The organism is Bacillus sp. FSL K6-2869 (assembly GCF_040869405.1).
Lineage (GTDB): Bacteria > Bacillota > Bacilli > Bacillales > Bacillaceae > Bacillus > Bacillus altitudinis.
The window spans coordinates 2,533,291-2,551,165 of record NZ_CP152035.1 but is presented as its reverse complement, the minus strand read 5'-3'; the positions used below and the strand labels follow the sequence as shown (position 1 = coordinate 2,551,165).

The 17,875-nt window shown below is 42.4% G+C and carries 21 protein-coding genes, 1 riboswitch and 1 other annotated feature (1 of these 23 cut by a window edge); of the genes, 16 read left to right on the top strand and 5 right to left on the bottom strand.

What is annotated here, in order from left to right; all coding sequences use genetic code 11:
* Nucleotides 1-69: a sequence feature (ribosomal protein L21 leader region), on the top strand; it begins 5 nt to the left of the window's first position.
* Nucleotides 70-81: 12 nt separating this feature from the next.
* The 7 genes from rplU to pheA all read left to right on the top strand — a co-directional run bounded on the left by rplU (nucleotide 82) and on the right by pheA (nucleotide 4,615).
* Complete coding sequence (gene rplU, locus MHI58_RS13235) at nucleotides 82-390, top strand: 50S ribosomal protein L21 (protein ID WP_003216781.1); 309 nt, start codon at nucleotides 82-84, stop codon at nucleotides 388-390.
* A gap of 14 nt (nucleotides 391-404) precedes the next feature.
* Nucleotides 405-743, top strand: coding sequence for a ribosomal-processing cysteine protease Prp (locus tag MHI58_RS13230; protein WP_007501524.1), 339 nt, complete (start codon nucleotides 405-407; stop codon nucleotides 741-743).
* 12 nt (nucleotides 744-755) lie between these two features.
* Complete coding sequence (rpmA, locus tag MHI58_RS13225; protein ID WP_003216586.1) at nucleotides 756-1,040, top strand: 50S ribosomal protein L27; 285 nt, start codon at nucleotides 756-758, stop codon at nucleotides 1,038-1,040.
* A 277-nt stretch (nucleotides 1,041-1,317) separates the two neighbouring features.
* On the top strand, nucleotides 1,318-1,911 hold the full coding sequence (locus tag MHI58_RS13220; protein ID WP_007501522.1) for a sporulation initiation phosphotransferase B: 594 nt from the start codon (nucleotides 1,318-1,320) through the stop codon (nucleotides 1,909-1,911).
* A gap of 21 nt (nucleotides 1,912-1,932) precedes the next feature.
* Nucleotides 1,933-3,219 carry a GTPase ObgE gene (gene obgE / locus MHI58_RS13215; RefSeq protein ID WP_007501521.1) on the top strand — a complete coding sequence of 429 codons (1,287 nt, stop codon included), beginning with the start codon at nucleotides 1,933-1,935 and terminating at the stop codon, nucleotides 3,217-3,219.
* A gap of 55 nt (nucleotides 3,220-3,274) precedes the next feature.
* Complete coding sequence (locus MHI58_RS13210; protein ID WP_008342790.1) at nucleotides 3,275-3,718, top strand: ACT domain-containing protein; 444 nt, start codon at nucleotides 3,275-3,277, stop codon at nucleotides 3,716-3,718.
* A gap of 18 nt (nucleotides 3,719-3,736) precedes the next feature.
* Nucleotides 3,737-4,615 carry a prephenate dehydratase gene (gene pheA / locus MHI58_RS13205; protein WP_039167032.1) on the top strand — a complete coding sequence of 293 codons (879 nt, stop codon included), beginning with the start codon at nucleotides 3,737-3,739 and terminating at the stop codon, nucleotides 4,613-4,615.
* A gap of 24 nt (nucleotides 4,616-4,639) precedes the next feature.
* On the opposite strand, the gene MHI58_RS13200 is transcribed toward pheA, so the two are convergent.
* Both MHI58_RS13200 and MHI58_RS13195 read right to left on the bottom strand, forming a co-directional pair.
* Nucleotides 4,640-5,179, bottom strand: coding sequence for a transcription repressor NadR (locus MHI58_RS13200; protein ID WP_024718395.1), 540 nt, complete (start codon nucleotides 5,177-5,179; stop codon nucleotides 4,640-4,642).
* Nucleotides 5,180-5,182: 3 nt separating this feature from the next.
* Nucleotides 5,183-6,331 carry an IscS subfamily cysteine desulfurase gene (locus tag MHI58_RS13195; protein ID WP_045034116.1) on the bottom strand — a complete coding sequence of 383 codons (1,149 nt, stop codon included), beginning with the start codon at nucleotides 6,329-6,331 and terminating at the stop codon, nucleotides 5,183-5,185.
* Between the two features lie 92 nt (nucleotides 6,332-6,423).
* On the opposite strand from MHI58_RS13195, the gene nadB reads away from it, so the two are divergent.
* The 5 genes from nadB to MHI58_RS13170 all read left to right on the top strand — a co-directional run bounded on the left by nadB (nucleotide 6,424) and on the right by MHI58_RS13170 (nucleotide 12,024).
* Nucleotides 6,424-7,995 carry an L-aspartate oxidase gene (gene nadB, locus MHI58_RS13190; protein WP_082055556.1) on the top strand — a complete coding sequence of 524 codons (1,572 nt, stop codon included), beginning with the start codon at nucleotides 6,424-6,426 and terminating at the stop codon, nucleotides 7,993-7,995.
* Complete coding sequence (gene nadC / locus MHI58_RS13185; protein WP_017367720.1) at nucleotides 7,977-8,840, top strand: carboxylating nicotinate-nucleotide diphosphorylase; 864 nt, start codon at nucleotides 7,977-7,979, stop codon at nucleotides 8,838-8,840. Before nadB ends, nadC begins: the two co-directional genes overlap by 19 nt.
* Nucleotides 8,827-9,936 carry a quinolinate synthase NadA gene (nadA, locus tag MHI58_RS13180; protein WP_045034114.1) on the top strand — a complete coding sequence of 370 codons (1,110 nt, stop codon included), beginning with the start codon at nucleotides 8,827-8,829 and terminating at the stop codon, nucleotides 9,934-9,936. Before nadC ends, nadA begins: the two co-directional genes overlap by 14 nt.
* Before the next feature lie 131 nt (nucleotides 9,937-10,067).
* On the top strand, nucleotides 10,068-11,270 hold the full coding sequence (safA, locus tag MHI58_RS13175; RefSeq protein ID WP_045034113.1) for a SafA/ExsA family spore coat assembly protein: 1,203 nt from the start codon (nucleotides 10,068-10,070) through the stop codon (nucleotides 11,268-11,270).
* 133 nt (nucleotides 11,271-11,403) lie between these two features.
* On the top strand, nucleotides 11,404-12,024 hold the full coding sequence (locus MHI58_RS13170; protein ID WP_017367717.1) for a YhcN/YlaJ family sporulation lipoprotein: 621 nt from the start codon (nucleotides 11,404-11,406) through the stop codon (nucleotides 12,022-12,024).
* A gap of 46 nt (nucleotides 12,025-12,070) precedes the next feature.
* On the opposite strand, the gene MHI58_RS13165 is transcribed toward MHI58_RS13170, so the two are convergent.
* Nucleotides 12,071-12,703 (bottom strand): LysE family transporter, encoded by a 633-nt coding sequence (locus tag MHI58_RS13165; protein ID WP_024718389.1) that lies wholly within the window; start codon nucleotides 12,701-12,703, stop codon nucleotides 12,071-12,073.
* A 238-nt stretch (nucleotides 12,704-12,941) separates the two neighbouring features.
* Nucleotides 12,942-13,051, top strand: a riboswitch (TPP riboswitch).
* Nucleotides 13,052-13,177: 126 nt separating this feature from the next.
* On the opposite strand from MHI58_RS13165, the gene thiC reads away from it, so the two are divergent.
* Nucleotides 13,178-14,938 carry a phosphomethylpyrimidine synthase ThiC gene (gene thiC / locus MHI58_RS13160; RefSeq protein WP_045034199.1) on the top strand — a complete coding sequence of 587 codons (1,761 nt, stop codon included), beginning with the start codon at nucleotides 13,178-13,180 and terminating at the stop codon, nucleotides 14,936-14,938.
* Between the two features lie 32 nt (nucleotides 14,939-14,970).
* Here the strand turns inward: thiC and MHI58_RS13155 are convergent, their stop codons facing one another.
* Nucleotides 14,971-15,120 (bottom strand): hypothetical protein, encoded by a 150-nt coding sequence (locus MHI58_RS13155; protein WP_017367715.1) that lies wholly within the window; start codon nucleotides 15,118-15,120, stop codon nucleotides 14,971-14,973.
* Between the two features lie 192 nt (nucleotides 15,121-15,312).
* On the opposite strand from MHI58_RS13155, the gene MHI58_RS13150 reads away from it, so the two are divergent.
* Nucleotides 15,313-15,495 (top strand): hypothetical protein, encoded by a 183-nt coding sequence (locus MHI58_RS13150; protein ID WP_008342761.1) that lies wholly within the window; start codon nucleotides 15,313-15,315, stop codon nucleotides 15,493-15,495.
* Between the two features lie 232 nt (nucleotides 15,496-15,727).
* Here the strand turns inward: MHI58_RS13150 and MHI58_RS13145 are convergent, their stop codons facing one another.
* Nucleotides 15,728-16,372 carry a serine/threonine protein kinase gene (locus tag MHI58_RS13145; RefSeq protein ID WP_017367714.1) on the bottom strand — a complete coding sequence of 215 codons (645 nt, stop codon included), beginning with the start codon at nucleotides 16,370-16,372 and terminating at the stop codon, nucleotides 15,728-15,730.
* Between the two features lie 226 nt (nucleotides 16,373-16,598).
* On the opposite strand from MHI58_RS13145, the gene MHI58_RS13140 reads away from it, so the two are divergent.
* A complete protein-coding gene (locus MHI58_RS13140; RefSeq protein WP_008342756.1) occupies nucleotides 16,599-17,111 on the top strand; it encodes an intercompartmental signaling factor BofC in 513 nt (170 codons plus the stop codon).
* Nucleotides 17,112-17,258: 147 nt separating this feature from the next.
* The gene (gene ruvA, locus MHI58_RS13135) at nucleotides 17,259-17,864 is read left to right on the top strand and encodes a Holliday junction branch migration protein RuvA (protein WP_017358123.1); all 606 of its coding nucleotides are present in this window, start codon (nucleotides 17,259-17,261) and stop codon (nucleotides 17,862-17,864) included.
* Nucleotides 17,865-17,875 lie beyond the last annotated feature (11 nt).

The following is a 17,875-nucleotide window of genomic DNA, read 5'->3' as shown; positions in this document are numbered from 1 at the left end:
GCTACAACCGCGCGGAGCAGGTGTAAAGTGCCTATTGGCCCCCTGTATTCGGCGAGTCTGAGTTTATTAGGAGGTGCAGAGATGTACGCAATTATCGAAACTGGTGGTAAACAAGTAAAAGTTGAAGAAGGTCAAACTGTTTATGTTGAAAAACTAGCTGCTGAAGCAGGTGAAACAGTTACTTTCGAAAACGTATTGTTTGTCGGCGGAGACACTGTCAAAGTGGGTAACCCTTCAGTTGCTGGAGCAACAGTAACGGCTAAAGTTGAAAAACAAGGTCGCGGTAAGAAAATTACTGTGTTCAAGTACAAACCGAAGAAAAACAACCACAAAAAACAAGGTCATCGTCAACCTTACACTAAAGTTGTTATCGAAAAAATCAACGCTTAAGGCGTGTGAGTGATATGATCAAAGCAACCATTACTCGGTCGCCAGCAGATGAAAGCATTACGTCTTTTCAGATGACTGGACATGCCGAGTTTGCTGAAAAAGGTCAGGATCTCGTTTGTGCAGGTGTATCTGCTGTTGTTTTCGGATCAGTCAATTCAATTATTGCACTGACAGGAATGGATCCACTGCTTGATATTGGAGATGAAGGCGGGTATTTCTCTTTTGAACTGCCAGCTGATACAGATCCAGTCACCTTTGAAAAAGCCCAGTTGCTTTTAGAAGGCATGGTCGTTTCCTTAGAAACAATTGAACGAGATTATCACGATTATGTGAGAATATCTACAAAAAAATAGGAGGTGAACTTCATGCTTAGATTAGATCTTCAATTTTTCGCATCTAAAAAAGGGGTAGGTTCTACAAAGAACGGACGTGACTCTGAGTCTAAACGTTTAGGCGCTAAACGTGCTGATGGTCAATTCGTAACTGGTGGTTCTATCCTTTATCGTCAACGTGGAACGAAAATCTATCCAGGTGAAAACGTTGGACGCGGAGGCGACGACACTCTTTTCGCTAAAATCGACGGAACAGTTAAATTCGAACGTTTCGGTCGTGACCGTAAAAAAGTGAGCGTATATCCTGCGGCACAATAATTGCTAAAAACTCCGGTCATTGACTGGAGTTTTTTTCACTATTCAGGGAGCTTTTGCGCTTTTTACAAGTAGTACCGAAGATGATAAAAGAAGATGCACTCCATAAATATCAAAGAATGTTTGCTGACTTTGCCTCATTTTCTCCTATACGATCAGAAAAAACAACCTTTCCTCACATAACTAGTGTTTTTCTAAGCTGTCTTCTCTGTTATAATTCAGGGAGACATATTGATGATAAGACTCCTAAAAGAGAGACCAAACGATTGGGAGTGCGATAATGGAAGAGATACCAAGTAAACAAAACGAAAAATTAACTCACGTTGCATTAACGAATGAATTGATCCATTTGCTTAGTCGTTCAAGACACGACTGGATGAATAAATTGCAGTTAATCAAAGGCAACTTGACATTAGAAAAATATGACCGAGTGTTCGAAATAATAGAAGAAATGGTCATTGAAGCACAGCATGAATCCAAACTCTCAAATTTAAAAATTCCCCAATTGGCCTATTACTTTCTAACCTTTAATTGGGAGTCGCATTTTATCACCCTAGAATATGAAGTGCTTGGTGAAACCCGAGACTTATCAGCATATGAATCGCAGCTGCTAACGGTATCACGGGAGTTGTTTTCGATATTCGATCAATCAGTTTGCCAAAAAACTGAAAATCATTTAACGGTCACTTTCCAAACGGATCATGAAGAGAATGATGTGATCTTATATTTTGATTTCAAAGGAAAATTAACAAGTTTGGATGCGTTAAATGCGTTTCATGACGCAAACTATCCATGTATGAGTATAACGCAATTTCATGTGACGAATCACGAGTCCATGATTGAGCTTTGTTTGAGGCAAGAACGAGATATGTGATGCAGAGAAACGGAGGAAGTTATGTTTGTAGATCAGGTTAAAGTGTATGTTAAAGGCGGTGACGGCGGAAACGGTATGGTGGCGTTCCGTCGTGAAAAATATGTGCCAAAAGGCGGGCCAGCAGGCGGCGACGGCGGAAATGGTGCAGATGTAGTATTTGAAGTAGACGAAGGACTCAGAACGTTAATGGACTTTCGTTATAAGCGTCATTTCAAGGCGGACCGCGGTGAGCATGGAATGAGTAAAAACCAGCATGGCCGAAATGCGGAAGAAATGATTGTTAAAGTTCCGCCGGGTACAGTGGTGACAGATGCCGAGACGGAACAAGTACTAGCTGACTTGACTGAGCATGGACAGCGGGCTGTGATTGCCAAAGGTGGACGTGGCGGACGTGGAAATTCACGCTTTGCAACACCAGCAAACCCTGCACCACAGCTGTCTGAAAACGGTGAGCCAGGTAAAGAACGTGACGTCATCTTAGAATTAAAAGTACTTGCAGATGTTGGACTTGTTGGTTTCCCAAGTGTCGGGAAGTCAACGCTGCTTTCGATTGTCTCTTCTGCGAAACCAAAAATTGCGGATTATCATTTTACAACGCTTGTGCCAAACCTCGGAGTTGTTGAAACAGACGATAACCGAAGCTTTGTCATGGCGGATCTGCCAGGACTGATCGAAGGAGCGCACGAAGGTGTTGGCTTAGGTCATCAATTTTTACGCCACATTGAACGTACACGTGTCATTGTCCATGTCATTGATATGTCTGGACTTGAAGGGCGTGACCCATACGAAGATTACGTGACGATCAATGAAGAGCTTGAGCAATACAATATGAGATTGACAGAGCGTCCGCAAATCATTGTAGCGAACAAAATGGACATGCCGGATGCAGCTGACAATCTAGCGGCATTTAAAGAAAAATTAACAGATGACTATAAAGTGTTCCCAATTAGTGCGATCACAAGAGAAGGGCTTCGTGAGCTCTTATTTGAAATCGCCAATCAGCTTGAAACAACACCGGAATTCCCTCTCTACAATGAAGAAGAGCTCTCTGATAACCGTGTGATGTACAAGTTTGATGAAGGAGAAGCAGCATTTGAGATCTCAAGAGATCCTGATGGTACGTTTGTCTTAACTGGTAAAGCACTTGAGCGACTGTTTAAGATGACAGATTTCTCAAGAGATGAGTCAGTGAAACGATTCTCTAGACAGCTGCGCGGAATGGGCGTTGATGATGCCCTGCGTGAACGTGGTGCAAAAGATGGAGACATCATTCGTCTGCTTGAATTTGAATTTGAATTTATCGATTGATCAAAAGGAGGGTCCAGTTCATGGGCTCTCCCGTTTTTAAAAGGGGAGAAAACAGGTGAAAGAAGAAACGTTCTATTTAGTAAGAGAGGATGTACTTCCGGATGCGATGCGAAAAACGCTTGAAGTCAAAAAGCTTCTCGATCGCAAAAAAGCGGATTCAGTTGCCGATGCTGTTCAAAAAGCGGATTTAAGCCGCAGTGCTTTTTATAAATATCGAGATGCTGTTTTTCCATTTTATACGATGGTCAAAGAGCAGATCATCACATTGTTTTTCCACCTGGAGGATCGGTCTGGGGCTCTGTCTAGGCTGCTGCAAATTGTGGCTGACTCTGGCTGTAATGTGTTATCCATTCACCAAACGATTCCGCTGCAAGGAAGAGCGAATGTTACCCTGTCGATCAGTACGGCCGGCATGGCAGATGATATCAATACAGTCATGAATCAATTAAGAAAACTTGAATTTGTCGAAAAAGTTGAAATTCTAGGTTCTGGGGCGTAAAAGGAGAGATCATAGCAGATGAAGCAATTAACGGTAGGTTACTTTGGACCAGAGGCCACATTTACTCATTTGGCTGTCTGTTCTTGTTTTCCAAAAGAAGCAGAGCAACGGGCTTATGCAACCATTCCGCAATGTATGGATGCCGTGTCAAAGGGAGAAGTAGATTTGGCGGTCGTTCCACTTGAAAATGCACTCGAAGGATCTGTGAACTTAACGATTGATTATTTAATTCATGAGGACGCTTTGTCCATTGTGGGCGAAATGACAGCACCGATTCGTCAGCACCTGCTTGTCCATCCATCGAGAGCGGAGAGCTGGGAGACATTAGATGTGATTCAGTCACATCCGCACGCCATTGCGCAGTGTCATCAATTTTTGAAGAGGCAGTTCCCTGATATTCCGCATCGGCCAGTGGAATCAACAGGCTATGCAGCAAAATACATCAGTGAGCATCCAGATGAAGCTGTTGGTGCGATTGCGAATGAAATCGCCGCAAAAACGTACGGATTGACGATTGCGAAAAAAGACATTCATGATTATCCGCACAATCATACACGCTTTGTTATTTTACATAAAGAGGCGAAGGCATCGTTCCCAATGAATTCTGGTTTTTCTTCAAAGCCAAAAACGACCATTGTTGTCAGCCTGCCAAAGGATGATCAGTCTGGTGCATTGCACCGCGTGTTATCGGCTTTTTCATGGCGGAATCTCAATTTGTCCAAAATTGAATCGCGTCCGACAAAAACAGGCCTTGGACACTATTTATTTATCATTGATATCGAAAAAGAGATGGATGATGTACTTGTCCCTGGCGCCATTCAAGAATTAGAAGCGATTGGCTGTGAAGTGAAACTACTCGGCAGCTATCAAACATATGAATTAACGAATGAAAAATAGTGTCCTGCAGGGGACACTATTTTTTTAGTCTTTAATGAGAAATCCAGCGTCATCAAGCGCTTGAATGGCTTGGTCAAGCTGCTTTTGGCTGTAGGAAGTAAGGGTATGTAAGTGTACGCCGTCTGTCAGCTCTGATAAGTAGGAGGCGCCTGTATTAGAAATATGATGAACGAAGTCAGCCACTTGTTTGCGCGTACTCACTCGAATAGAGGCCGTTAGCTCCCCGTAGACAGGGTGCTCAATCATCACGTCTTTCACCGTTACACCGTAGTCTACAATCAGTGTGAGCTCCTCTTCTGTACGATGAGGATCGTGCTTGCAAGCGATAATCTGTTCAATTTCAGTTTCCGGTGTATGCTGCGCCATATACACATAGCCTTGGCTTGTGGCAATAATGGGTTCGTTTTTTGCTTTGAGTAATGAAATATCTTGTACAATGACTTGTCGTGAGACAGCGGCTTTTTTGGCTAAAAAACTTCCGGTGAGTGGTGTATCTGTCTCTTTCAGCCACTTTAAAATGGCGTTTCTTCTTTCTTCGCCAATGAGTTTTCTCTCTTGTTCCACGTTTTATGCTCCTTTCTTCTCCTTTTGCAAGCGCTCAAATGTATGCAAAAGCTGATCGATGTCATCCTTTGATGATCCTCGTCCAAATGATAGTCGAATGAATTGAAGGGCATCACGATCTGATACATGTAATGCCTTTACAGCAGGGGAAGGGTGATGATAACCAGAAGCGCATGCACTTCCTGTGGATATACAAATCCCATGCCGGTTACAAGCTAACATTACATATTGTCCTTCAAACCCTTCAAAAAAACAACCAATAATATGAGGGAGCGTGCGGCGCTGGTCACTTTCTTGCAGCATGCGGACAGGCAGCTGCCTTTTTTTTAGCTGCTGAAGAAAATAATCACGAAGCTGAATATCCAGCTGCTGCTGATGCTCTATTTTCAGCATGATTTGCTCACTCGCGGCCACAAAAGCACCAATGCAAGGTACGTTCACTGTCCCTGGGCGTAGACCATTTTCCTGTACAGTATGTTGATATATAGGCTTCCAAGGGACATGTGCTCCCATATAGACAGCACCGGCGCCCTTAGGTGCATACACTTTATGACTCGAAATGGAGAGGGCATCAACCCCAAGTTCTTTAATCGACACATGCATTTTTCCGAATGTCTGCACTGCATCTGTATGAAAAAGAATATCTCTTTCTTTTAAGAGCGTCGCTAATTCAGCTAATGGCTGAATAATCCCAGTTTCTGAGTTGGCATGCTGGATGGATACTAGTCCGGTTTCAGGCAATAGAGCCTGTTTGAGAATCTCCTTTGTGATAATTCCTTCTTGATTCGGGTCTATGACCGTCACCTTCACACCGAGACGCTTCAAGGCATTGACCGCATGATGAACGGAAGGGTGCTCTACTGATGTGGTAATGACATGCTGTTTATGTGGAGGTAGCCCATTTATGATCGATTGAATCGCAAGGATATTGGATTCAGTTCCGCCACTTGTAAAGTAAATGCCATCAGGTTCGCCCTCTAGAATCGCTGCAAGTGATTGTCTGCTGTAAGACAAGATTTCATTTGCTCTTCCTCCTGCATCATGCAGGCTGCTCGCATTTCCGTAACATTCTTTGCTCAACTGCTGAAATACATGCAGTGATTCCTCAGAAACAGGTGTAGAAGCTGCATAATCTAAATAAATCAAATCCATCCATCTCCTGTGTGAAAATTTTTTCTTGTATTTATTGTAGTGTTGTGTAATGATATGTGTCAAGACAGGTGTAAATGACAGGAGGGGCAATTGTGTCATCTATTAAAAAAGTCATTGTGGTGGGGTCGGGCATTGCGGCTCTTTCCTTTGTGAATACGATCTCAGAGAACTGCCAAGTCATCATGATGACAAAAAAACAATTTTCCTCTAGTAATTCCATGCTCGCACAAGGGGGAATCGCTGCAGCCTTTTCCGCACATGATTCTGTCGATCAGCATGTGCAAGACACTTTAGCTGCGGGGTGTGGTCACAATGATGACAAAACTGTACAGGAGATCGTCCGTCATGGAAAAGATCTTGTAAAGAAGCTCGTAGAAGAGGGCTGCCCATTTGATCGAGATGAAACGGGAATCCCGCAGTTAGGTAAAGAGGGAGCCCATACGACCCATCGTATTCTGCATGCAGGAGGAGATCAAACGGGAAAAACCCTCGTGCAGTTTTTGAAAGGGAAGCTCGGCTCACACATTCATGTATACGAAAATCATCATGTCATGGATCTGTTAGTTCATGATGGGGTATGTACAGGTGTTGTGTGGAAAGACGAAAAAGGTCATGTACATACAATGACCGCAGATGCAGTTGTATTATCCACTGGCGGCTGTGGATCCTTATATGAAACAAACACAAATGATCTGTCTGTGACAGGAGATGGTCTGATGATGGCCTATCGCGCAGGGGCACAGCTAGTAGATCTCGAATTTGTGCAATTCCATCCGACCCTTTTGACCACTTCAGGTAAAGCGATCGGGCTCGTATCAGAGGCAGTCAGGGGAGAGGGCGCCTATTTAGAAGATGAATCAGGCAGGCGGATCATGAAAGGAATCCACCCACAGAGCGATTTAGCGCCTAGAGATGTGGTGGCAAGGACCATTTTCCATGAGCAGCAACTCGGTCATTCCATTTATCTGAACATCCGTGATATTCCGCATTTTTCTGCACGTTTTCCTGCGATTGCTTCGATGTGTCAGCGTGCGGGAGTTGATATGGCAAGCGGAAGGCTGCCAGTTTCACCCGGTATGCACTTTTTAATGGGTGGAATTAAGGTGAATGAACATGGAGAAACAACAGTTCCATCACTTTTTGCCATTGGTGAAGCAGCTTGTACAGGTTTACACGGCGCCAATCGACTGGCAAGTAATTCGCTCTTAGAAGGTCTCGTTTTAGGAAACAACGCAGCACGGTATATTGAGCGGTTGCAAACCTGGCAAGATAAAAACCTTGCTCCTTCCATTCAAGAAGTATGGTCTGTCCCAACGGTGTCACTGGCTCAGCTCAGAAAATGGATGACGGCATATGCCGCAATTGTGAGAGATGAGAAAGGCTTACAGACTTTGCTCGATCATTTAGAACAAGTCTCTTTTCAGCAAATCAATGTGAAGAATATCACAAATGAACAGATCGAAATAACTAATCAATGGGCTTTAGCCATATGCCTTGTCAAATCTGCATTACTCCGAACAGAAAGCAGGGGCGGTCATTATCGCACCGATTATCCAAATCGGCATGATGCTTCGTGGCGAGCAAAACAGATTGTACATGAACAGGGCCATATTTATATCGTAAAAAATGAAAGGATTGGTGCCAAATGGAACGTTTACAGTTAAAGCAAATGCTCACTCATTTTTTAAAAGAAGATATTGGGTTTGGAGATGTATCCGCTGATGCCATCTTTGGAGACAAGAAAGGAACAGCTTACATCATGGCGAAACAATCAGGCGTATTGGCCGGGACACAAGTCATTGATATGGGATACAAACTGCTGAATGAACAAGTTCAAACTGAGCTGTTCTTCCAAGAAGGTGATTGGATTCATGAAGGGGCTGTATTGGCACAAATAACTGGCCCCGTCAACGACTTGCTGAAAGGGGAGCGGGTGGTGTTGAATATCCTGCAAAGAATGACAGGGATTGCTACACTAACGCATGAAGCAGTAGAGCGATTAGCTGATCCATCTATTACGATTTGTGATACGAGAAAGACGACACCCGGTTTGCGCATGCTGGAGAAGTACGCAGTAAAAGTCGGAGGCGGAAAGAATCATCGTTTCGGCTTATCCGATGGGGTGATGATTAAAGATAATCATATTGCGGCTTGTGGTTCTATCAGGGAAGCTGTGGAGAAAGCAAGAGCATACGCCGGTCATATGGTGAAAATTGAAGTGGAAATTGAATCAGAAGCACAGCTGATGGAAGCCATTGATGCCAAAGCAGATGTCATCATGTTTGACAACTGCTCTCCAGACGAAGTGAAGCGCTTTAAACAAATGACCCCTGAAACCATATTGACAGAGGCATCAGGCGGCATCACGTTAGAGAATGTGGCTAACTACCGGGGAACAGGTGTAGACCTTATTTCACTTGGATTCCTCACACATTCTGCTCCATCATTCGATTTTAGTATGAATATGGAATTCAGCCATAAAGGGGGAACGACTCATGTCCATGCTTGATGTGTTAGCAGCGCAGCATACAGCCATGATGCCAGATGAATATAAACGGCGCTCTTATGATGAAATGAAAGAGAGAGTATTAGAGATTAAACGCGCCTTTGGATCAAAGCTTTTTATACCGGGTCATCATTATCAAAAAGATGAAGTCATCCAATTTGCTGATGTGACAGGTGATTCATTGCAGCTTGCACAAATTGCTGCTGACAATCACGAAGCAGAATACATTGTATTTTGCGGGGTTCATTTTATGGCAGAAACGGCGGATATGCTATCAAAAAAGAATCAGCACGTCTTTTTGCCAGATATGAGAGCAGGTTGTTCAATGGCAGATATGGCGAATATGAAACAAACAGACAGGGCGTGGGATAAGCTCACTGAGCTGTTTGGAGATACGATCCTTCCGCTGACTTATGTAAACTCAACGGCTGATATTAAAGCATTTGTCGGCAAACATGGCGGATCGACTGTCACATCTTCAAACGCTAAAAAAGTATTGGAGTGGGCGCTGACCCAAAAAGAGCGGATTCTTTTTCTTCCTGATCAGCATTTAGGGCGTAACACGGCCTATGATTTAGGGATTCCGCTAGAGGACATGGCTGTCTGGGATCAAATAGAAGAAAAGCTCATCACCGACCAACCGCTTCATCGAATCAAAATGATTTTATGGAAAGGTCATTGCTCTGTTCATGAGAAATTTACCATTGAGAATATTGAACAAACGAGAAAACGAGACCGTGACATACAGATTCTTGTTCATCCAGAGTGTACACATGAAGTTGTAAAGGCTTCTGATCTAGCTGGTTCAACGAAATTTATTATTGATACGATCAAGCAGGCACCAGCAGGAAGCAAGTGGGCCATTGGAACAGAAATGAATTTAGTGAAACGCATCATTGACCAGCACCCTGACAAACAAATCGAATCCCTCAATCCAGATATGTGTCCATGTTTGACAATGAACCGTATTGATCTGCCTCATCTACTATGGTCACTTGAAAGCATTGAAAAAGGGGAGCCGGTCGGTTTGATTCAAGTGAATGAAGAGACGACAAAAGAGGCATTGCTCGCTTTAAATAAGATGCTCACCATTAAATAATGAAGTGTCCCCTCCTATCAGAAAACAAGTTTTTATCATATCGGCTTGTAAATAGGCATAAATTTATGTTGAAACATATTGTACTTCTGACATAACCGCTACGTTCACGTTTTGCATAGGAGGGGAAAACGTTGAAAATTCATATTGTGCAAAAAGGAGACTCCCTTTGGAAAATTTCAAAGAAGTACGGAGTCGACTTTCAAGAATTGAAAAAATTAAATTCGCAGCTCAGTAATCCAGATTTGATCATGCCAGGAATGAAAATCAAAATTCCATCTAGTGGTGTTCCTGTAAAAACCGATCATCACAAAGCAAAAGAAATGCCAAAAGCAAAAGAACACCCGTATGTAAAAGAAAAGCCAAAGGATGTCGTGCAAGTTCAAGATACGAAGCCGAAGGAAAAGCCGAATGAACCGGTACCTTATGTGCCACCAGTACCAAAGATTGAACAGCCAGTTTTTCCACAAGTTGATGTAAACTATTATCAGACGAATCTCTACCAGCCATTCACGCCTCCTCCCAAAAAAGAACATCATGAGAAAAAAGATCACGTTCATGAAAAGAAAGATCATGTTCATGAGAAAAAGGATCATAAAGATCACAAGGACCATTTTCATCATGAAAATAAGGATCATTTCAAAGATGAAGTGGCAAAGGGATATGATCCATTCATTCATATCCCACATCAAAAAGAGGAGGGAAAAGATATGGAACATAGTAATTACCCAAACCTTCCTAATTTCCCGCAAATGCCGAATGTTGGAGGGGCAGCAGTAGGGGGCATGGCTGAAAATAAAGAGCATCACCACCATCATCAAGAGTCATATGATCCTTATTATGGTCATGGTCATTACATGCCAGCAATGTATCCATATCCTCAGCAAATGGTACCCGCTTCTCCTATTTTACCGGGATCAGGCCTTTGTTATCCGGTACAGCCGTATTATCACCATCACATGATGCCGTACCCTTACCCGGCGGCTCAGCCGTATTATCCTGCGTATCAAGCACCGGCTTATTACGGTGAACATCATGAGCATCATGCAAACGATGGGCATCACTGGCACCACCATATGCATCCAAATGCAGGCGCAAATGTAAATGCAAATGCCAATGCCAATCAAGGCTTTTATCCAAACGCTCCAAATGAAGCATATGGCAAGGAAGACTGCGGATGCGATGATGGTATGAAGCATCATCAACCATGGCCTGGACATTATCCAAACCCTGTTCCATATGGTCAAATGGGTGCTTATCCAGCTCAGCCTTATATGCAGCAGCCTTATCAAAACCCATCTGTTTTTGCAAGACCAGAAGAAGACGAAGAAGATTAATGACACAAGGGACGATCTCAATCGTTCCTTTTTTTGTTTATAACTGACAGCTTGTTTTTGTCCTCAACTGTACATGCTAATACAGAGCCTGTTTTGCGCTCATGAGATTCAATTTGTACAGGGGGTTTTTCGTTTGAGACAAAAATGGCAAAAAACAATCGCCTTAGTGCTTCTACCTATTGGATTAACGGCATGTGGTACAAATAACAATGCGGGTGTAGATACACGTCATAATCAATCAGGCCAGCCAGTTGGATACCACTCCAATCAACAGGCAACAGACAACAATCAAGATCATCAAGGACCAGTTTCTGAGCTTATGGAGGGAATGAACGGAAGAAATACAACGAATGTTGATTATCGTTCACGCCCTACACAGGATCAAGTGAGAATGCCGCTTACTGGTGGAGATGGACGCTACAGTCATGGAGATATGAACTATCATAACCAAATGTCGTTCTCTGGCTACGATAAACAAGAGAACATCCAGCGTTCAAGAAAAATCGCCAACCGAGTGAACAAAATGAACCATGTGACAGACTCACAAGTTATGGTGACGGATGAAAATGTGTATATTGCTCTTAAAACAGATGGGCGCTTGACATCAGAGGGTGTATCACAAGTAGAAGAAGCAGCGACTCGTTATGCAGATGGAAGAGCTGTCCAAGTCATTAAAGACGAAGGCGCATTTACACGCTTCAGAGATATGAGAAAAACGCAATTTGAAACAGGTCAGACAGGCATGACCCGATAGGCTGGAATAAAAAAGGCTAAAGTTCATGACGAACTTTAGCCTTTCTTTAAAAATAAACTTTGATCCCGATATAAAATTCATAAAAGAAATAACAGCCAAATCCAAGTAATAAAATACCGGCAATAATGGATGTCCACTTAATCATTGTTCGGTTCATCACTTTTCTTGTTAGGGAAACAATCGTGAGAAGACCGATGTCATGAAGAAGAATCCCTGCCAAAATACCCGCAGCAGCCAATATAAATTCAGATGAATTTGTATTTTTATAAGCATCTGCCAGTACAGCACCAAACACAGATACCCAGAACACAAGGTTTCCAGGGGATACCGCGACGAGCAGCCCATTTCGGTATGTTTTAGCGAATGATTTATTCACTTTTTCTCCTGCTAAATGGATGTCTTGATCCGCATTTTTAATCGAATCGTAGGCAAGAATCATTAAAAAGATGGCACCGATCAGCCAGAGCGGAATTTGGATAAAGGGCAAAGATAAAAATTGAGCAAATCCAGCATATAAAGCCAAGATGAGCAATATATCGATGGTCATACCACCAGCGCCTACAGTTAATCCATGAAAGAATCCGTTTTTTAATCCCTGCTTTGTCATTTCAACCGTGATCGCTCCAACAGGTAGAGCAATTGAGAATCCAACGACGATAAATGTAAGAAATGTTTGCAATCGACTAGAACTTCCTTTGAATCATGTTTGTATAAAAATTCTCCGTTTAGATTAATTATACATATTAGGAGAAAAGGATCAATGATTATTTCTAATTTAATCGAAATGAGAGAGATAGATCGTGTATAGAAAGATGTATATCGTGAAGATCGTGTATTCATTGTAGGGGAAAGGAACTATTTTCCTGAAACTTCTTTTTTTCATTTCTCAGCTATGCTACACTGTTGTGGAAATCAATATAAGTGACTAGGGGTGCCCGGAAATGCGGGCTGAGAGAGAAGACAAGCTTCTTAACCCTTTGGACCTGATCTGGCTCGTACCAGCGTGGGGAAGTTGAAGATGATACATGTGCCATATGAATGGCATACATGTTTTTTTCTGACGACGAAACCAGGTTCTTTACATAGAATCTGGTTTTTTGCTGGTGCTGATTCCATCCTGACCGGTCACACGAAAAGAAGGAGAGAACAGCAAATGAATGAAAAGACAAATGTTCCATCATCGCAATCTTTATTATCAAATTTTGAAGGCAGTCGAAAGGTATATGAACAAGGTTCAAGACCTGACATTTTGGTGCCAAAAAGAGAAATCGTGCTCACACATACAGTAACACAAGCAGGTGATATCCAAAATGAACCGATTCGTGTGTACGATACAAGTGGACCGTATACAGATGAGGAGGCTCATATTGATGTCACAAAGGGATTAAAGCGCCTGAGATCAAAATGGATTAAAGAAAGAGAAGATACTGAAAGCTATGAAGGGCGTCAAGTAAAGCCAGAAGATAATGGATATCGCTTGAATGGGAAAGAATCCTTTCAAGCTGCCCATACAGATTTTCATCATGTGCCGCTCCGCGGGAAACAAGGTGCTTGTGTGACGCAAATGCATTATGCAAAAAAGGGGATCATTACGCCTGAAATGGAGTTTATCGCTTTGAGAGAACAGCTAAGTCCTGAGTTTGTTAGAGAGGAAGTGGCTAGTGGAAGAGCGGTCATTCCAGCGAATATCAACCATCCTGAAAGTGAGCCGATGATCATCGGGAAGAATTTTCACGTGAAAATTAATGCGAATATTGGCAATTCAGCTGTGACGTCGTCCATTGAAGAAGAGGTGGAGAAGATGACATGGGCAATTAGATGGGGGGCAGATACGATGATGGACCTGTCTACAGGAAAGGATATTCATACAACGAGAGAATGGATTATCCGCAATTGCCCAGTCCCAGTAGGAACTGTCCCGATTTATCAGGCACTTGAAAAAGTGAATGGAATCGCAGAAAATTTGACGTGGGAAGTATACCGAGACACATTAATTGAACAGGCAGAGCAAGGGGTTGACTACTTCACCATTCATGCGGGCGTCCTGTTAAGGTATATTCCGCTCACAGTCGACCGGGTCACAGGAATTGTTTCAAGAGGCGGAGCCATTATGGCAAGATGGTGTCTCGCTCATCATCAAGAGAACTTTCTGTATACCCATTTTGAAGAAATTTGTGAAATCATGAAAACGTATGACATTGCCTTTTCGCTTGGGGACGGGCTCAGACCGGGATCCATTGCGGACGCAAATGACGAAGCGCAGTTTGCAGAGCTGGAAACGTTAGGGGAATTGACAGAGATCGCTTGGAAACATGATGTACAGGTCATGATTGAAGGACCTGGTCATGTTCCAATGGATAAAATCAAAGAGAATGTCGATAAGCAGATGGAGATATGCAAAGAGGCACCTTTTTATACGTTAGGTCCTCTAACAACAGATATTGCACCGGGATATGATCATATTACATCCGCGATCGGTGCGGCGATGATTGGCTGGTACGGAACCGCCATGCTGTGCTATGTGACACCAAAAGAGCATTTAGGTCTGCCGAACAAAGAAGATGTAAGAGAAGGCGTCATCGCCTATAAAATTGCCGCACATGCAGCTGATGTAGCAAAAGGACATCCTGCTGCTCAAAAGCGTGATGATGCCTTATCGAAAGCGAGATTTGAATTCAGATGGCGGGATCAATTTCATCTGTCTCTTGACCCAGAACGTGCGCTGGCATTCCATGATGAAACATTGCCTGCTGAAGGTGCTAAAACCGCTCATTTCTGTTCCATGTGTGGACCAAAGTTTTGCAGTATGAAAATTTCCCATGACATCCGCAACCAATCAGAAGAAGTGAAAAGAGAGATGGAGAAGAAGGCAAAAGAGTTTATCAATCAAGGCAGCCAAATCTATCAATCCTAAAAAAAAACCTCGCACTCCTCTAGTGCGGGGTTTTATAAAACGGCTGAAATGGCTTTTCTTACGAGGTGCAAAAATGCTCTTACTGCAATCGCCATCGTTTCAACACTTGGGATGAGGGCATCTGTTAAATGAAACAGGACTGTTTGTCTCTCTGGAGATGTTCGTTTTTTCTTTTGTTTCATAAAGGTAGCCTCCTTTTCATTCAATATACTTCTTTTGAAGAGTACATAGATAGATATGTTGTGCGAATTTAAACAAAATTTAAACTTCTTGTGTTTAGAAGGAAAGAAGCAGGGGAAACGGATTGAATAGAGAATGAATGAAAAGAGCTGACCGATTCGGTTAGTGAACAAGACAGAGTGGAAGGTGATCTTATGATGAAAGTATTTAAGGTAACATTTCATATGAACAATGGGGAAGTGCTCGATTTCGAGCTGAAACGTCCAGCTACCTATGATGTGTATAAAAAAATTGAGGAAGCCAATCATTGGTTTAAGCTGAATAATGAAATCATTAACCTATTAAATGTGAATAGTATCCATGTAGAAACAGAATAAAACAGAAAGCCGCTCAAAGAGAGCGGCTTTCAGCGTGTAGACAAACCCTCGCATTCTTTTTCAGTCCTGCGTGCCGGTGCTCACGAATGTCAAATTCGCTCCGCGCCGGTACTCGTCCTTCCTAGAATTCAAAGGTTTTCTATCACGCTGAAAAGAAGACAAAGGGCAAAAATAAAGTTCATTTTAGCCCTTTGTCAACAATCTGAAAGCCGCTCTTTTCGAGCGGCTTTCATTATGCAGTAAAATCATTTCGGTTGTTCAGCTGACCTCGAGACAGCCAGTTTTTCTTATACAAATAGGCAATCACTTCAAGCCACAGACGCGGCGCTTTTTTAGGGAAAAAAGGTTTTTGATAATAGGCGTATGCAGCTTTTAAATCATCCCATTGATGACATGTTTTCGTTTGCGTGAAGCGGGCGACGTCAATGACCCTGACGCGGCCATCCTTTGTTAAAATTAAATTTCGCAGATGAATATCAGAAGGATTTAAACCTTTCGCGCGTGCTTCTTCCAATGCATCATCTACTTGTTCAATCATTTGTTTTTTGATCGGAATTCCTTTTGTCAGGCATTCATAGAAAGTATAACCTTTAATATATTCCATTAAAATATACTGATCCCCAGACTCGTAAATCTCAGGATAATAGGAGGAGCCGGAAAGTTTTTCATAAATTGCAGCCTCTTTGCGGGCGATGTTTCGATAAGAAGGAAAAAAGACTTTTAACGCCATTTTCTTGCCGTCTTTTTTGTATGAAAATACATAGGCACTTCTTCCTTTGCCGCACAGCTCAAGCTCAGCCGGTTTAAAGACGAGCTTATTAAAACGCTTTTCTTCTTGATACTGAATCGATTCGGCTAATCTTTTGACATCTGACATTGACTTCACCTTCTTTGGTTTCAGTTTATGCGGCTGAAAAACGAATGATGAAAAAACCATGTAATTCGGTAGAGCAATGGATTGTATAAAACATAACATTTACGCACGAAGGATACAACGAAAGACTCTCAATATGTGTCAAGACATCGATTTGGTTAATGTGTAGCAAAATGGGTCAAACTACATATGTCATGCATCGATCTTATGTTCTAAAGAGGTGTAAATAGTGAAAGTGAAAATAAAGTATTTCGTTACAGGACTTATCATGACAAGTGTACTCTTTTTCGCTGTTGATATGGAAGCAGCAGAACACTTGCAAAAAGAGTCAAAAACCATCAACGTTCAGCTTGAAAAGGTCTATCTAGACGGCGATGTAAGTATTGAAAGACAGCGGGCATCATTAGAAGACAAAGACACATTTTGGGCCCAGTATAAGGGCTGGACATTGGTAGAACAGCGAGAGGATTTTGCCCTTTTTAGAAAACAAATTGACGATATATCGCCTTTGAGTAAAGCAAATGGATATATCGGATTATCAGAAGACGGCGTGATTTCTACGTTTCATGGAAGGCCTGACGGGTGGGCGGAGCCTATTCATCTCTTTTTTCAAATTGATACGTCCCGCTTGGAAAGTCATGTAGAGCAGCAGCTTGCACAAGGCATTCCATTTCGAACAAAAGATGAATTTGAGCATGTGCTTGAAGTCATGAAACCTTACCGAAATGAACAATCGTTTTAATCGTATGACAGCTTGCTGGTGTGAAGACCGCAAGCTCTTTTTCATGGGTTGACTATGAAAAAAGGCTGAGCGAACGTATGTTAACTTTTATTACGGTTTTCTCTTCGATTTATGTTACAATGGAGAACAGTCAAAGAGGTGAAAACGGTGATAGAGTTTGTAAAAGGGACCATTGATTATGTGTGCCCGCAATATGTTGTCATTGAAAACGGCGGAGTGGGATATCAAGTCTATACCCCAAATCCGTTTATCTATCGAGTAACAAAACAAGAAACGATTTATACGTATCATTACATAAAGGAAGACGCTTTTTCGTTATATGGATTTCAAACACGAGAAGAAAAAGCGTTGTTCACAAAACTGTTAAATGTCACAGGGATTGGACCGAAGGGTGCGCTTGCGATTCTTGCTTCCGGTGACCCTGGCGCTGTCATTTCAGCGATCGAACGAGAGGATGAAGCTTTCCTCATTAAATTCCCGGGTGTTGGCAAAAAAACAGCACGTCAGATCATTCTAGATCTGAAAGGGAAGCTCGCAGATGTGGTGCCTGAAATGATAGGAAACTTATTTAACCACGAGGATCATATTCAAATTGAAACACAGCAAAGCGCTTTAGATGAAGCGGTTGAAGCCTTAAGTGTCCTTGGGTATGGTGATCGTGAAATCAAAAAGGTTCTTCCTTTATTAAAAGAAGAGAAGAATCTTACAACCGATCAATATGTGAAAAAAGCTTTACAAAAAATGTTGAAATAGGGTGATGTCTC

Bases quoted from the DNA above. Each gene is read 5' to 3' on its own strand.
- rplU (WP_003216781.1), top strand. From the start codon at position 82: ATGTACGCAATTATCGAAACTGGTGGTAAACAAGTAAAAGTTGAAGAA.
- MHI58_RS13230 (WP_007501524.1), top strand. From the start codon at position 405: ATGATCAAAGCAACCATTACTCGGTCGCCAGCAGATGAAAGCATTACG.
- rpmA (WP_003216586.1), top strand. From the start codon at position 756: ATGCTTAGATTAGATCTTCAATTTTTCGCATCTAAAAAAGGGGTAGGT.
- MHI58_RS13220 (WP_007501522.1), top strand. From the start codon at position 1,318: ATGGAAGAGATACCAAGTAAACAAAACGAAAAATTAACTCACGTTGCA.
- obgE (WP_007501521.1), top strand. From the start codon at position 1,933: ATGTTTGTAGATCAGGTTAAAGTGTATGTTAAAGGCGGTGACGGCGGA.
- pheA (WP_039167032.1), top strand. From the start codon at position 3,737: ATGAAGCAATTAACGGTAGGTTACTTTGGACCAGAGGCCACATTTACT.
- MHI58_RS13195 (WP_045034116.1), bottom strand. From the start codon at position 6,331: ATGGATTTGATTTATTTAGATTATGCAGCTTCTACACCTGTTTCTGAG.
- nadC (WP_017367720.1), top strand. From the start codon at position 7,977: ATGGAACGTTTACAGTTAAAGCAAATGCTCACTCATTTTTTAAAAGAA.
- nadA (WP_045034114.1), top strand. From the start codon at position 8,827: ATGTCCATGCTTGATGTGTTAGCAGCGCAGCATACAGCCATGATGCCA.
- thiC (WP_045034199.1), top strand. From the start codon at position 13,178: ATGAATGAAAAGACAAATGTTCCATCATCGCAATCTTTATTATCAAAT.
- MHI58_RS13155 (WP_017367715.1), bottom strand. From the start codon at position 15,120: ATGAAACAAAAGAAAAAACGAACATCTCCAGAGAGACAAACAGTCCTG.
- MHI58_RS13150 (WP_008342761.1), top strand. From the start codon at position 15,313: ATGATGAAAGTATTTAAGGTAACATTTCATATGAACAATGGGGAAGTG.
- MHI58_RS13145 (WP_017367714.1), bottom strand. From the start codon at position 16,372: ATGTCAGATGTCAAAAGATTAGCCGAATCGATTCAGTATCAAGAAGAA.